Origin of the sequence: Bradyrhizobium sp. B124 (assembly GCF_038967635.1) — a bacterium.
Taxonomy (GTDB): Bacteria; Pseudomonadota; Alphaproteobacteria; order Rhizobiales; family Xanthobacteraceae; genus Bradyrhizobium.
This window is the reverse complement of the sequence record NZ_CP152413.1, coordinates 5,453,577-5,467,344: the sequence shown is the minus strand read 5'-3', so window position 1 is coordinate 5,467,344 and position 13,768 is coordinate 5,453,577. Positions and strand designations below refer to the sequence as shown.

General features: G+C 66.6%; 12 protein-coding genes. 4 read left to right on the top strand and 8 right to left on the bottom strand.

The features are described from left to right. Positions 1-25: 25 nt before the first annotated feature. Both AAFG13_RS26010 and AAFG13_RS26005 read right to left on the bottom strand, forming a co-directional pair. The gene (locus tag AAFG13_RS26010; protein WP_342708636.1) at positions 26-859 is read right to left on the bottom strand and encodes an IS5 family transposase; all 834 of its coding nucleotides are present in this window, start codon (positions 857-859) and stop codon (positions 26-28) included. 213 nt (positions 860-1,072) lie between these two features. Continuing rightward, the gene (locus AAFG13_RS26005; protein ID WP_342708635.1) at positions 1,073-1,660 is read right to left on the bottom strand and encodes a TetR/AcrR family transcriptional regulator; all 588 of its coding nucleotides are present in this window, start codon (positions 1,658-1,660) and stop codon (positions 1,073-1,075) included. A 97-nt stretch (positions 1,661-1,757) separates the two neighbouring features. Between AAFG13_RS26005 and AAFG13_RS26000 the strand changes: the two genes are divergently transcribed. Beyond that, the gene (locus AAFG13_RS26000) at positions 1,758-2,123 is read left to right on the top strand and encodes a nuclear transport factor 2 family protein (RefSeq protein ID WP_342708634.1); all 366 of its coding nucleotides are present in this window, start codon (positions 1,758-1,760) and stop codon (positions 2,121-2,123) included. Positions 2,124-2,352: 229 nt separating this feature from the next. Here AAFG13_RS26000 and AAFG13_RS25995 read toward each other — a convergent pair whose 3' ends face one another. Next, a complete protein-coding gene (locus AAFG13_RS25995) occupies positions 2,353-3,498 on the bottom strand; it encodes an OmpA family protein (protein ID WP_342708633.1) in 1,146 nt (381 codons plus the stop codon). Between the two features lie 407 nt (positions 3,499-3,905). Here AAFG13_RS25995 and AAFG13_RS25990 point away from each other — a divergent pair, with 407 nt between their 5' ends. After that, a complete protein-coding gene (locus tag AAFG13_RS25990; RefSeq protein ID WP_342708632.1) occupies positions 3,906-4,655 on the top strand; it encodes a hypothetical protein in 750 nt (249 codons plus the stop codon). A gap of 173 nt (positions 4,656-4,828) precedes the next feature. Here the strand turns inward: AAFG13_RS25990 and AAFG13_RS25985 are convergent, their stop codons facing one another. The 5 genes from AAFG13_RS25985 to AAFG13_RS25965 all read right to left on the bottom strand — a co-directional run bounded on the left by AAFG13_RS25985 (position 4,829) and on the right by AAFG13_RS25965 (position 11,198). Next, on the bottom strand, positions 4,829-5,119 hold the full coding sequence (locus tag AAFG13_RS25985) for a hypothetical protein (RefSeq protein WP_249132609.1): 291 nt from the start codon (positions 5,117-5,119) through the stop codon (positions 4,829-4,831). 105 nt (positions 5,120-5,224) lie between these two features. Next, positions 5,225-5,611: a VOC family protein gene (locus tag AAFG13_RS25980; protein ID WP_212318803.1), complete on the bottom strand. Its 387-nt coding sequence runs from the start codon at positions 5,609-5,611 to the stop codon at positions 5,225-5,227. Between the two features lie 238 nt (positions 5,612-5,849). Then, positions 5,850-6,707, bottom strand: a complete 858-nt coding sequence (locus AAFG13_RS25975; protein ID WP_342708631.1) for an FkbM family methyltransferase — start codon at positions 6,705-6,707, stop codon at positions 5,850-5,852. Between the two features lie 30 nt (positions 6,708-6,737). Continuing rightward, complete coding sequence (locus AAFG13_RS25970; RefSeq protein WP_212318807.1) at positions 6,738-8,801, bottom strand: ABC transporter ATP-binding protein/permease; 2,064 nt, start codon at positions 8,799-8,801, stop codon at positions 6,738-6,740. A 252-nt stretch (positions 8,802-9,053) separates the two neighbouring features. Beyond that, positions 9,054-11,198 (bottom strand): hybrid sensor histidine kinase/response regulator, encoded by a 2,145-nt coding sequence (locus AAFG13_RS25965; protein ID WP_212318809.1) that lies wholly within the window; start codon positions 11,196-11,198, stop codon positions 9,054-9,056. Between the two features lie 366 nt (positions 11,199-11,564). Between AAFG13_RS25965 and AAFG13_RS25960 the strand changes: the two genes are divergently transcribed. Both AAFG13_RS25960 and AAFG13_RS25955 read left to right on the top strand, forming a co-directional pair. Further along, positions 11,565-11,852: a FeoA family protein gene (locus AAFG13_RS25960; RefSeq protein ID WP_173639959.1), complete on the top strand. Its 288-nt coding sequence runs from the start codon at positions 11,565-11,567 to the stop codon at positions 11,850-11,852. Then, positions 11,849-13,723, top strand: coding sequence for a ferrous iron transporter B (locus tag AAFG13_RS25955; protein ID WP_342708630.1), 1,875 nt, complete (start codon positions 11,849-11,851; stop codon positions 13,721-13,723). Before AAFG13_RS25960 ends, AAFG13_RS25955 begins: the two co-directional genes overlap by 4 nt. Positions 13,724-13,768: the final 45 nt, after the last annotated feature.

Sequence of the window (13,768 nt, the reverse complement as noted above, 5' to 3'; positions counted from 1 at the left end):
CCTGAGAGTCTGACTCATAATGCCGTCAATCGCTATGAGCGGCGGCAAGTCTGCGGGTCAGGAGCCTGATGTGGGCGAGGAGTAACCATGCGACTTCGGTGGCTGTGGCGGCCTCGAAGTCCTTGGCGAGACGTCGACATCTGCCGAACCAAGCGAATGTCCGTTCAACAACCCATCGTCGCGGCAGCAGCTGGAAGCCTTTGACGCCTTGAGGCCGCTCGACGATCTCGATGGTCCATGGACCGCAGTCCGAGAGGGCGTCGAGAAGCTGCTTCCCACGATAGATCCGATCGGCAAAAACGTGTCCCAGCCGAGGGAATTGCGTCCGTACCATCTTCAGCAACGGTACCGCACCATGGCAGTCCTGGACGTTGGCCGGATGCACATGAACTCCGAGGAGCAGGCCATTGGTGTCGGTCACAATGTGCCGCTTGCGGCCGTAGATGCGCTTCCCCGCGTCGTAGCCACGAGGCCCGCCGGCCTGCGTGGTCGGCGCACTTTGGCTGTCGATCACGGCAGCTGTCGGCTTTGAAGCACGTCCCAGCTTTTTTCGCGCCCGCTGAACAAGAACGCTGGCGATCTTCTGCCATCGACCCGTATCTCGCCACGCGTAAAAATAACCCTGCACCGTCGAATAGGGTGGGAACTCCTGCGGCAGTGCCCGCCACTGGCATCCTGTCGATAGAATGTAGAGAACCGCCTCCACAACACTACGAAGATCGGTTCGGCGCGGTCGGCCACGCCGGTGTGCTCGCGGCAGAAGGCGCCTGATCAGCCTCCATTCCGCATCTGTCATATCGCTTGCATAACGCAGGTCGTCCCGCCGATATTGCTTTCGAGTGATTTCAGTCCAGGGCATCGTGATCTCCTTCGAATCTTTGCAAATCCGATGGAATCACACCTCGCTGGGATCACTCACCCCCATTTATCAGTCAGGCTCTGAGGTGCGAGCGGAGCGAGCCTCGAAGGATGCGCGGCCCGGCTGGTGGCCGATTCATCCTTCGAGGCTCGCAAGAGCTCGCGCCTCAGGATGACGGGACTATGAGCTTGTAGCGCAAGCTGCTGTACAATTTCATTTCGCCCTGAGCGCATCGAGCAGCGAACGGAACGCGCGCGCGTAATCCGTGCCGGTCTTGCCGGTGTCGGGCCCCGCGGAGACCGCGACCGCGGCTTCCGTCACCGCGCCGAGCAGCAGCCGCGCCAGGGGCTCGACCGGCTGCTTGGCGATCACGCCGGCATCCATCGCGGCGGTCAACGCGCGCGGAAATTTGCCGCCGAAATGCTTGGCGTCGATCTCGCGCCAGCGTTCCCAGCCGAGCACGGCCGGGCCATCGCGCAAGATGATCTGGCCGGTCGGGCCTTTTGAACATGCCGCGAAATAGCCCTGCGTTCCCGCCGCCATCGCCGCGAGCGGATCGTTCTCGGCGCGCGAGATGCGGTCGAGATCGGCGACGAGGTCCATCGAGACCTGGTCGAACACCGCCTCGAACACCGCCTCCTTGGTCGCGAAGTGATGATAGACCGCGCCCTTGGCGACGCGCGCCCCGCTGGCGATGTCATCCATCGTCGCCGCCGCAAAGCCGCGCTCGCCAAAAATGCGCCGCGCCGCCTTGACGATCGCGGCTCTGGTCTTCTCGCGCCGTTCGGCCTGGGTTGCCATAGCGAATGTCTAGCCCAGGTTCCGGGTCGGCGCCAGTTGACTTACCGACTCTCAGTCGATAAATACCGACTATCAGTCGGTAAATGGAGATTACCCGATGCCCTCGCTCGAGACGCTGCAAGCCTTCGCCGACACGGTCGAATCCAACGACCATGTCGGCGCGATCAGGAATTTCTATACCGCCGATGCCCGCACCCAGGAGAACGACGGCGAATGGCGCGTCGGCCGCGAGGCGCTGGCGGCGCGCGAGGCAGCGGTGCTGGCCGCGGTCACCAGTGTGAAGACCACGCGGCTCGGACCGCTGTTGCTCGACGGCGATCATTCGGCGATCTGCTGGCGCTTCGAATTCACCGGCAAGGACGGCAAGGTCCGCCGCATGGAGGAGGTCGCCTGGCAGACCTGGCGCGGCGAGGAACTGGTCGAGGAGCGCTTCTTCTACGACCCGCAGCAGATGGCGCGCTGACAACGTATTGGAGGTGCGCTTCATCCGCGCTACGCAGCTTCAACCTCCCCTTGAAAAGGGGAGGTTGCTTTGCTCGTTGGAGCAAAGCGGGTGGGGATCTGCTCTCTCCATGCGCAGCGTCGCCTGTGGCTGACCCCCATCCCGACCTCTCCCCTTTCAGGGGAAGGAGAAGAAACAAAAAATGGCCGGGGTCGCTCCCGGCCATTTCGTATCGCGATGTCGCGCCGGCTCAGCGCGGCGGCGGCGCGGCGGAGGCGGTGCCGCCGTTGAGCAGCGGGGTGATGCGGCGGACGGTGACGCGCCGGTTGATACGGCTCGGTCCGTCGGTCTGCTCCTTCAGATATTGCGAGCCGTAACCCTGCGAGGTCAGGTTTTCCGCCGGCACGCCGAATTGCTGCGTCAGCAGCTCGGCGGCGGACTGCGCACGGCGGTCGGACAGCGACAGATTGTCGGTGTCGTTGCCGGTCGCATCCGTGTGGCCTTCGATCAGGAACACCTCGCGCGGATTGCGCTGGATGGCCCGGTTGAGGCCGTCGGCGATCGCCTGCAGCTTCGCCGCCTGATCCGGCGGGATCTGCCAGGAGCCGGAGTCGAAGTTGATGCTGTTGACGTCGATCGACGGCATCAGCATGCGGACGTTCGGGCTGTAGCGGATTTCGTCGAGCGAATAGCGTCGCGCGATCCGATCCACCGGCGGGGCCTCCATGGTGTCGTAGATCACGTCCGGCGCCGCGCTGTCGGACTCGACGATGTAGCGATCATAGGGGATGCGGACCACCGGCGGAGGCAGGTCGACATAGAAGCCGCCGACCGCGCCCGGATCGCGATAGCTGTTGTCGATGATGACGAGCTCGCGGCCACCGGGATCCCTGCGGATCCGGCGCAGCATCTGGCCATCGGGACCGACCACGGTGATGATCTCGCTGCCGTCGGGACGAACCACGATGGTGCGAGTCTCGCCGCCGATCGTCTCGGTGCGAATGTCGCGCGCGCCATAGCGGAAGCGATAGACGTCGTCGCCGCGCACATAGGCCTGTCCACCCGGATCGCGGATGATGATGCGGTCCGGCTCGGTGTAGATGGTGCGGCCGTCTTCGACGACTTCCTGCCGCTGGTTGTGCAGGTCGGCGATGGTCCCGCCGATGATCGCACCGGCCACCACGCCGACGCCGACGGCGGCACCGATCGCGAGCGGCGAGACGTTGTCATGCCGCGGAGCCGGCGGAAGCGGCGCGGCGACGGTCGGCGCGGTCCGGAAAGCCGAGGAAACCGTCGGTGGGGCATATTGCGCGTTGCCGGGCGGGGGCGTTGCGGCCGCCGAGCCGGGCACGACACCCGGCGCCGAGGGGCCGGCCGGACGCGTGGGGGCGCCCATGGCCGCTCCTTGGGCCGACGGCACTGCGGGCGCAGCACCAGCGGCCGGCGGAGTGCCCGGGCGTCCCGGCTGACCCGGAGCCGGTGTCGCGGCGCCGGGAGCGCCCATTGCTGCTCCCGGGGTCGGAGCCGTTCCGGGTGTGGCGGGACGTCCCTGCTGACCCGGCGCCGGTGGCGTCGGCGTCGCGCCGGGAGGCGTCACGGCGGGTGGGGTGCCGGGCGTGCCAGGCCGTGCGGGCGGCTGTCCGCCTGCTGCGGGAGGCGTTGTCGTTGTCGATGGAGTAGGCGTTGCCGGCGACGTCGCGCCGGGCGGCGTCACCGCGGGCGGCGTGCCCGGCGGTTGCTTGGCGCCGCCAGGACGTTCACCACCCGGACGATCACCAGACCGGCGCTCGGCCGGCGCCGGCGTTGCAGCTCCCGGAGCTGCCGGTGCGGCCGGCGTCGGCGTTGCAGCCGCGGGCGGCGTGCCTGGGCGCGCTGCCGGCGCGGCAGCCGGTGCTGGGGTCGGCAGCGTGTGCGCGGGTCCTGCGCCAGGCGGTGGCGTGCCCGGCCGCTGCGGTGCTGCAGCGGGCGGCGGAGGGGTCGGCGTGGGATGTGCGGGCGCTACCGCCGGCGGTGGCGGGGTCGGCTTCGCCGGTGCAGCCGCGGGCGGCTCCGGCCGTGCAGGTGCTGGCGATGGTGCCGGCTTCGCGGCAGGCGGCTCGGGCCGTACAGGCGCGGCTGCCGGCGGAGGCGGAGCCGGGCGCGCGGCGGGCGGTTCGGGCCGTGCGGGTGCGGCCGGCGGAGCGGGGCGCGCAGGCGCGGCTGCCGGCGGAGCCGGCGGCGTCGGGTGCGGCGGAGCAGCGGCTGGTGGCGGAGGTGGCGGTGTCGGACGCGCGGGCGCTGCGGCCGGCGGAGGAGCCGGATGCGGCGCGGCTGCCGGAGGCGGCGCTTGCGGATGCGGTGCGGCGGCGGGCGGTGCAGCTGCGGGCGGTGCCGGATGCGCGGGCGCGCCCGGCGCGGGCCGTGGCTTCGGCTTTCCGTCAGGTCCGAGCTCTTCCTTTGGCTGCGCCTGTGCGACGACCAGCGGCGAAGTTTGTGCGTGCGACGCTGAGGTGGCGAATTGCATCACCGTCAGCGCAGTCGTGGCAAGCAGCACGAGACGAAGCTTTGTCATAATCTTGGAGTCCCCGGCGGAAAGTCTGGGCAGGAAGGAAAGGAAGTCAGAGCCGAACAATTCGGCAGGACGATGAATTGCCAGCCGTTAGGCCGGATTGTGGCGAGCGCCGAATCATCGGCGAAGTTTATTTCGACATTATAACGGGTTGCGTGTGCGCTTGTTCACTGCGCGTTCAGAAGAAACGCTCGGACACACTCGCAATCGATCTGGAACCAGGGCGCGACGGCGAATCAGGGGACGGCGGGCGATCTGTCGCAGGCGGCGGGCCGGTTGGTCCGGGCGGTCCGCGCACCGGTGATTCGTCTGGCGTCTTGCCGGGCAGCTCGTCCGGTCGCGCCGGCTCGCCGGGTTCGCGCACCGGCGGCGGAACCTCCGGCTGCGGATTGCCGGGCGGAATTCCAGGCGGTGGTTCACTCGGCGTGCCCGGCGTCGCCGGGGGAATCTCGGGGGGCTCGATCGGCATTAGATCGAGACCCTGTTGCCGATGTCAGGTCGCATCGCGCGCATCGATCGCTCCATCGAATCTCGAAGCGACAACGAATCGCGCGCTGCGCCGTTCCTGTGCGCGTTATCCGGGCGTGTGGCAGACCGCCTCGATGTTGTGGCCGTCGGGATCGAGCACGAACCCGCCGTAATAGTTCGGGTGATAATGCGCGCGAATGCCGGGCGCGCCGTTGTCGCGGCCGCCGGCCGCCATCGCAGCCTTGTAGAAGGCGTCGACGGTGGCGCGGTCCTTGGCTATGATCGCGATATGCACCGGCTTGTTCATCGCGCCTTCGCCGCCGATCCAGAAGTCCGGCTTGCCGTTGGCGCCGAAGCCCGCCGCAGGCGCGTGGCCGGTCACTTCCGCGGGCACTTCCATGATCAGGCCGTAACCGAGCGGCGCCAGCGCCGTCTGGTAGAACGTCTTCGCGCGTTCGTAGTCGGAGACCGAAAAGCCGATAGGGTCGATCATTGCGAGCTTCCCTCGTTGTGCCGCATTGGCATCCGCGCTCTCGTTTTACCTCCCCTTGGAAAGGGGAAATGAAGATGTAGCCCGGATGCAGCGCAGTGCAATCCGGGGCTGCTCTAGCCGCGGATGGTCTGGTCCCGGATTTCGCTGCGCTGCATCCGGGCTACGGTCCGTCTTCTTTCAGGGAAAGGAGAACGCAAGTCCGTCGTCCGGTGCGGCCGACCTGGGCCGCGGTTACACCTCAACCGCGCACAAGCAGCGTGTTGCTCCGCGTCCGGCCCTGATCGACATAACCGCGCGTGTGCATGTCCGCAATGCAGTCGTCGGTCCATTCGTCCTTTGACAGATGCTCGATCACGACCGCGCGCGGCCACAGCTGCTCCGGCGCGTCGCGGAAGAAGCCGGTGAGCACGCGGTCCTCGAACCCCTCGACGTCGATCTTCAGTGCATCGACGCTGGTCGCGCCGGCCTCTTCGAGGATGCGTTGCAGCCGCAGCGACGGCACCTTGAACGCATTGCCCGTGGGCGTGCCGGTGACGATGTGGCTGGCGCCGAGATTGTCGCCGTCGGTCTCGATCATCAGCTCGCCGTCGGTCGGACCTGCGGCGGCTGCAACCAGCTGCACCTGCGGGTATCCGGAGGCCTGTGTGTTGAATTTGAGCCGCGCATGCGTCATCGGATGCGGCTCGATCGCGATCACCTTGCCATTGGGCCCGACGTCGCGCGCCAGCGCCAGCGCATAGGTGCCGACATTGGCGCCGAGATCGACGAAGGTGCCGCCGGCGCCGACATGCCGGCGCAGGAAGGCGAGCTCTTCCAGATTGTAATCGGGATTGAACAGTGCGCCGCGCTCGGTCGCGCTCGCCTGATGATAGAAGCGGAACGATGCGCCCTGATAGGTCACATCAAGCGGTCCCGAACCGAACAGATTGACCAGCCGCGACAGCCAGGGCCGGAACGCGCCGCGCTTCAATCCGCTGCCATGCGCAAGCCGGATGATGGCGGCCTGCGCCGCATTGGGCGCCAGGGCGCCGAACGGCGGCGGCGAAATGTCGTTGCTCGGGATCACGCATGGCCTCATCGAAAGCGCGGCATGCATAGCCGGTTTTGATCGGAGCGCCAACGCCCGTTATGCTGCCTTGTCCGACGCCTTGGTGGAGCTTCGCCGCTGCCGCAGGAAGCGTCCGAGTAGCCTTCGCTTGCCCTTGCGCGGGATCAGGTCGACGTCGCTGACCAGCTTCGCACCACCCTTGCGGCGCTCCAGCACGATCTTGCGGCTATGGAATGCTTCGAGCTCGACGCGATGGGCGACGCTGACGATGGTCGCCTTTGGCAATTCCGTCGTCACCATTTCCATCATCTTGTCCTGGCTCTTTTCGTCGAGCGCCGAGGTCGCCTCGTCGAGCACGACGATGTCGGGGCTGTGCAGCAGCAGGCGGGCAAAGGCGAGTCGTTGCTTCTCGCCGCCGGACAGCGTCTGGTCCCATGGCGCGTCGTCCTCGATCTTCTCCTTGAGATGGTCGAGGCCGACCTTGTGCAGGGCGTCGCCGATCTCATCGACGTTCCAGTCCTCCGCCGCGCCAGGATAGGCCACTGCGCGCCGCAGCGTGCCCGAGGGCACGTAGGGCTTCTGCGGCAGCATGAACAGGCGGCGGTCCGCATGCAGGCTGACGCTGCCGCCGCCCCAGGGCCACAAGCCAGCGATGGCGCGGACCAGCGTGCTCTTGCCGGTCCCGGATTCGCCGGCGACCAGCAGCCGTTCCCCGGCCTCGATCGCGACCTCGGTTTCGCCGACCACGGCCGTGCCGTCGTCGAGCGTGACGGAGAGGTCGTTGAGGCTCAGCATGGCCTCGCCGCCGGTCTCGCCGCGCTTGATGCGGCCGAAGCCGTCACCGGTCTCGGCGCGTTCAAGCCCGTCGAGCGACATCATCAGCGAGGCGATCCGGCGCGCGCAGGCGTTCCAGTCGGCGAGCCGCGGATAATTGTCGACCAGCCAGCCGAATGCGGTCTGCACGATGGTGAAGGCGGAGGCTGCCTGCATCACCTGGCCGAGCGTCATGCTGCCCTCGAGGAATTTTGGCGCGCACAGGAGCAAGGGCACCACCGGCGCAATGAGATTCGATCCCTGCGACACCAGCGTCGTGCGCATGTGCTGCCCGGCGAGCCGCGCCCATTGCCGCAACACGTTCGAGAACGTCTTGTCGATGCCATCGCGTTCCTCGGCCTCGCCGCCGAGCAGCGCGATGCTTTCGCCGTTCTCGCGCAAGCGGGTCAGCACATAGCGGAATTCGGCCTCAGCCTGGTTCTTCTCCTCCGAAATCTGCACGAAGCGGCGCCCGATCGCCATGATCGAGCCGGACGCGATCGCGGCATAGATGATCGCGGCGATGACCAGGAAGCCCGGGATGCTGACGGAGGAGCCGCCGACCGTCAGCGTCAAGGCGCCGCCGATCGTCCAGAGCACGACGATGAACGTGACGGCGGACAGCAGCGCCGAAGTCACACCGGCGATGAAGTCGACCGGCGAGTCGGTTGCGATCCGCAGATCCTCGGCGATGCGGTATTCCGGATTCTTGTGATCACCGTCGACCAGATTGAGCTGGTAGTAGCGGCCGTTCGCCAGCCAGCGCGAGACGACGGCGTTGGTCAGCCAGGCGCGCCAGCGCCGCTGAATGCCCATGCGGCCGAACACCTGGGCGACGCCCAGCAGCACGCTGCCGATCGCGAGCGGAAAGAAGATGGCAGTCAGGTGAAAGACACTGACCGAATCCCGCTTTTCGATCGCATCGAAGATCGCGCGATTCCAGACATTGATGCCGTACTGCACGGCGACATTGGCGACGATCAGCAGCAGCAGGCCGATCGTGAACAGCCACGCCAGCCGGTCGCCGCTCTGGCCCCAGTAGCCGCGCGCGGTGATCCAGAATCGCGTCAGCAAATAGTCCTTGCGCGCTTGTTCGGCCTTTTCGGGCGACAGTTCGGGATCGGGTTCGATAATTTCCGGCGGCGGCGGTTCGACATGCTCGCCGTCTTCGGCAATGATCTCGACGAATTCGGATTTGTCGCCAGCCTCGCCCGGTGCGGCGTCGCTGTCTTCGGTATCGCTGCGCGTCGCACTGGCTTTCCGGGCCGAGTTGGCCTTCGCCGGCGAGGGCCTGTTCGACGATCTGGATTTTGCCTCGGCTTTGCCCATAGCGCGACAACGCGAGGGAAATCAGAAGGTTCCGATGTTGTTCCGACGCGGCGCGACAGAATATGACTCACCGGCGGAGCCAAATATTCGGTGTCGTCCCGGCGAGCGCAGCGCGACCCGGGACCCATGACCACGAATGGTCGTCATCAGGCGTCGCTGGAGCCACAGCCTACTCAACAGCCCGATCCTGTGGTTATGGGTCCCTGCTTTGCAGGGACGACATCGCGTTTGTGGCGCGCGCACGCCATCACCTCACGACGCCGGCGCCTGGTCCCGCTTCAGCCGGCGCGAGCGGGTGGCCTTGTGCAGCACGCGCGCCAGCTGCTCGGCCGAATACGGCTTCTGCAACAGCTCGAAGCCGCCGCTGCCCTGCTGCGACAGCACCTGGCTGTAGCCGGAGGCAAGCACGATCGGCAGATCGAGCCGCTGCCGGCGGATCTCCTCCGCAAGCTCGATGCCGCTCATGCCGGGCATTACGACATCGGTGAACACCAGGTCGAACCTGTCGGGGTCGACGGCCAGCTCTTCCAGCGCGTGGGTTGCGTTCTCGACCAGAACGCAGGTGCAGCCGAGCTGGGTCAGGGTGTCGGCGGCGAACTTTCCGACCTCGGCATTGTCCTCGACGATGAGGACCGACGCGCTGGTCTGATCGATCGAAGGCGCATCCTCCGTGAGCGGCGATTGTGCGTTGTGTCTGCCGACCACACGCGGGAGATACAGCGTGAACGTCGAGCCCTTGCCGACTTCACTGGTCACGGTGACCTCGCCGCCGGATTGCTTGGCGAAGCCGAACACCTGCGACAGGCCAAGGCCGGTGCCGTGACCGACCTCCTTGGTGGTGTAGAACGGCTCGAAGATGCGGCCGAACAGCTCCTGCGGAATTCCGACGCCGGTATCGGCCACCGACACCGCGATATGGCCGTGCGGGCTCGGCGGCGTGACCGCCTCGGACGGCAAATTCTTCACGGCGCGGACCGCGATCGTGAGCCGGCCGACGCCGTCCATCGCGTCGCGCGCATTCACCGCCATATTGATGATGGCGGTCTCGAACTGGCCGGCATCGGCGTTGACGAGGCAGGTCTCGTCCGGCACCTGCGCTGTGATCTCGATGCGCGAGCCGATCAGGGTGGTGATCATCTCGCTCAGGGTGCGGACATTCTGGCAGACGTCGAACACCTCGGGCTTGAGGGTTTGCCGGCGCGCGAACGCGAGCAGCTGGTTGGTCAGCTTGGCAGCACGGTTCACGGTGTTGGAGATCGCATCGATGTAGCGCTGCCGCCGCGCCTCCGGCAAGTCCGGCCGCCGCAACATGTCGACCGAAGCGCGGATCACGGTGAGCAGATTGTTGAAGTCATGCGCGACGCCGCCGGTGAGTTGCCCGAGTGCCTCCAATCGCTGGCCATGCCGCAACGCGTCCTCGGCCTCGATGCGCCGGTCGGCCTCCTCCTGCAGGCGCTCGGTTCGCCGGAAGGCGAGCGCGAGCAGGCCAAACAGCAGCGCGGTGGCCGGTATGCCGAAGATCAGGTGCTGCGCCATGGTCGAGATCCAGCGCGCCTGGATCGCCGAGGTTTCGAGCCCGGCGCTGACATAGATCGGGTATTCGGCCAGCCGCTGATAGCGCATGCGCCGTTCGATACCGTCGGCCGGGGAACGGATCGTCATGCCGCCGGTCTCGGGATTGGCGACGACCTGTCGCCCCAGCGGCCCGCTCGGGTCAAACCTGGCGTCGTGGTCGATGACAGGGAAATGCGCCAGTATCGAGCCATCGGTCCGGATCAGCGCCAGGAAGCTGCCGGGCTCGCGGCCGATCTTGGCGTAGAAATTCTCGAAATATTCCGGAAGCACGGAGGCCTGGATCACGCCGCCAAAGCTGCCGTCCTCGTTGTTGCGGCGGCGGCCGACGCTGAAGAACCGCGCACCCTGATAGGGTGGCCGCGGCGTCAGCACCTCGCCGATATAGGTGCCGATGTCGCGCTCGGCGTGGATGCGGAAGTAATCCCGATCCGAGAAATCGATGTCGGGGGCCGGTTGCACCAGGCTGTTGACCAGCGCATGGCCGTTGGCATCGAACACCCAGATCGATTTCACCTGGGGGAGCGTGTCGGCGACCCGGCGCAGCCGCTCGTGCAGGCTCTTCTCGCGCGCGGCGATGTCGGCGTCGCTCATGCCGCGGACGACCTCAGTGATCTCGCCCAGGCTGCGGTCGATGGTCTCGAACACCTTGAGCGCGTGCTCGTGGGCGACGTCGAGCGTGCGCTGGATTTCCTGGTCGGCGGCCTCTCTGGTCGAGATCCGGGACATCGCGGAAGCAAACACGAACAGCGCCAGCGGAAGGGCCAGCGAAGCGGCCATCATCCATTGCAGCAGTCTCAGCGAATTGCGGTGTGCGGTCGGCACGGGCGCTCCGGCTTCTTGCGGACCTTAACGCAAACCGTCGCGCCGGAGGAAGCGAAACCCCGACCCGGATGGCCGTGCGGATGGCGATCCGCCGTCCGCAGGCAGCAGAAGGGTGTCCAGAGCGATCGGCCGGCAGCCGGTCCGCGCTCGGGCCCGCCGCGGAGGGGCAATGCCGCCCGCGTGGTCAACCCAATTGTGCCGGCCAGGCCGATGCCGCCCGGCGGGATCACGACCTCGTTAGCGAGGGCGCGGCGGTCAAGCGGAAAATCGGCCGGGATGACGATCGCGGGCACTGTTTTTAGGAGTTCTAAAACCACTCACGGGCAAATGCTTGACCCTGTGACTACCTGCTGAAACACAGGCCGCATGACAGGCGATCCAAACTCCTCCCAGGATAACTTACGGGACATCCGGCTCGGACATGCGGATCGCGGTTTTGTCGGAAAAATCATCAGGCTCGATGCGCTCGTGACGGGTTCATCGCTCTCTCCGCAGGAGCTCGAGCAGCGCTTGGTGGAGATGGGATTTGTCGAGGGCGCACGCGTGGAAATCCTGCATGAAGGCACGATCCGACGGGATCCGATCGCGGTGCGCGTCGACAACATCACGATCGCGCTGCGCCGGAGCGAAGCCATGGCCGTGATCGTCGAATGACAACTGCATCCCTGCGCCTGGCGCTGGTCGGCGCGCCGAACACCGGCAAGACGTCGCTGTTCAACCGGTTGACCGGCAGCAGCCAGAAGGTCGCCAATTATCCGGGCGTCACGGTCGAGCGCAAATCCGGCGGCTTCGTCACGCCGGAGGGCCGCAGCGTGACGGTGCTCGACCTGCCCGGCACCTATTCGCTGCGCGGCCGCAGCCCGGACGAGGAAATCACCCGCGACATCGTGCTCGGCCGCTTTGACGGCGAGGCGGTGCCCGATCTCGTGCTCTGCGTCGCGGACGCCACCAATCTGCGGCTGACCTTGCGGCTGGTGCTCGAGCTGAAGCGCGTCGGCCGGCCGATGATGCTTGTGCTCAACATGATCGATATCGCGAGGCGCCGCGGCGTCACGATCGATCTCGATCGCATGTCGCAGGAGCTCGGCCTGCCGATCGTGACCTCGGTTGCGGTCCGCAAGGGCGGTGTCGACGAGCTCTTGAAGCGGACCGACGAATTCCTGGCGAAGTCGCATGAGGCGGCGGCCAGCGAGTGGGCGGCGCCGACGATCGCCGACCTCAAGGCGGCGCAGCGCGAGGCGGACCGCATCATCGCGGCAGCCGTCACGCTGCCGACCAAACCCGACACACTGACCAACCGGATCGATTCGGTCGTGCTGCATCCGGTCTGGGGTCTCGTGATCCTGGCCGTGATCCTGTTCGTGATGTTCCAGGCGGTGTTCACCTGGGCGCAGCCGGCGATGGAATTGCTGTCGGACGGCTTCTCCGCGCTTGGCCAGCTGATCCACGATTTGCTGCCGGAAAGCTGGAGCCTGTTGCAGAGCTTCCTGCAGAACGGCCTCATCTCGGGCGTCGGCAGCGTCATCGTGTTCCTGCCGCAGATCATCATCATCTTTCTGTTCATCCTGCTGCTGGAAGATTTCGGCTACATGGCGCGCGCCGCATTCCTGATGGACCGCATCATGGGCGGCGCCGGGCTGCACGGCCGCGCCTTCATTCCGTTGCTGTCGAGCTTTGCCTGCGCCATTCCCGGCATCATGGCGACGCGGGTGATCGACAACCGGCGTGACCGCCTGACCACGATCCTGATCGCGCCGCTGATGACCTGCTCGGCGCGGATTCCGGTCTATACGCTGATCATCTCGGCCTTCGTTCCGTCGACCTCGCTGTGGGGTTTCGTCAATCTGCAGGGGCTCGTGATGTTCGGCCTCTATGCCGCCGGCATCACCAGCGCGCTGACGGTCTCGGCGATCGCAAAGTTCTTTCTCTGGCGCGACCACGCGCCGGCGCCGTTCATGCTGGAATTGCCCGACTACAAGGTGCCGCGGCTGCGCAGCATCGCGATCGGCGTGCTCAATCGCGCGAAGATGTTCCTGTATCGCGCCGGCACCACGATCCTCTCGATGATGGTGCTGATCTGGTTCCTGGCCTCGTTCCCGACCGCGCCGGCCGGCGCCGAGGGGCCGGCGATCAACTACAGCTTCGCCGCGATGATCGGCCACGCGCTCGAGCCGCTGCTGCGGCCGATCGGCTTCAACTGGCAGATCGCGGTGGCGCTGATCCCGGGCATGGCGGCGCGCGAGGTCGCGGTCGCGGCGCTCGGCACCGTCTATTCGATCGAGGGCGGCAAGGAGGCGGCGGAGCAGATCGGCCAGGTGCTGGCGCAGAAATGGACGCTGGCGACCGCGCTGTCGATGCTGGTCTGGTACATCTTCGCCCCGCAATGCGCCTCGACGCTCGCGGTGATCCGCCGCGAGACCGGCGGCGCGAAGTGGATGGTGGTGACGTTCCTGTACATGCTCGCGCTGGCCTATGTCGCGAGCTTCCTGACCTTCAATTTGGCGCAGGCGCTGGGGCTGCATTAGCCGGGCCGTCGCGTTCTGTCGCGGCGGCAATGGGTGCAACCGGGC

What these genes read in the sequence shown, in the direction of transcription:
- AAFG13_RS26010 (WP_342708636.1), bottom strand. Translation starts at nt 859, where the DNA reads ATGCCCTGGACTGAAATCACTCGAAAGCAATATCGGCGGGACGACCTG.
- AAFG13_RS26005 (WP_342708635.1), bottom strand. Translation starts at nt 1,660, where the DNA reads ATGGCAACCCAGGCCGAACGGCGCGAGAAGACCAGAGCCGCGATCGTC.
- AAFG13_RS26000 (WP_342708634.1), top strand. Translation starts at nt 1,758, where the DNA reads ATGCCCTCGCTCGAGACGCTGCAAGCCTTCGCCGACACGGTCGAATCC.
- AAFG13_RS25995 (WP_342708633.1), bottom strand. Translation starts at nt 3,498, where the DNA reads ATGGGCGCCCCCACGCGTCCGGCCGGCCCCTCGGCGCCGGGTGTCGTG.
- AAFG13_RS25985 (WP_249132609.1), bottom strand. Translation starts at nt 5,119, where the DNA reads ATGCCGATCGAGCCCCCCGAGATTCCCCCGGCGACGCCGGGCACGCCG.
- AAFG13_RS25980 (WP_212318803.1), bottom strand. Translation starts at nt 5,611, where the DNA reads ATGATCGACCCTATCGGCTTTTCGGTCTCCGACTACGAACGCGCGAAG.
- AAFG13_RS25975 (WP_342708631.1), bottom strand. Translation starts at nt 6,707, where the DNA reads ATGCATGCCGCGCTTTCGATGAGGCCATGCGTGATCCCGAGCAACGAC.
- AAFG13_RS25970 (WP_212318807.1), bottom strand. Translation starts at nt 8,801, where the DNA reads ATGGGCAAAGCCGAGGCAAAATCCAGATCGTCGAACAGGCCCTCGCCG.
- AAFG13_RS25960 (WP_173639959.1), top strand. Translation starts at nt 11,565, where the DNA reads ATGACAGGCGATCCAAACTCCTCCCAGGATAACTTACGGGACATCCGG.
- AAFG13_RS25955 (WP_342708630.1), top strand. Translation starts at nt 11,849, where the DNA reads ATGACAACTGCATCCCTGCGCCTGGCGCTGGTCGGCGCGCCGAACACC.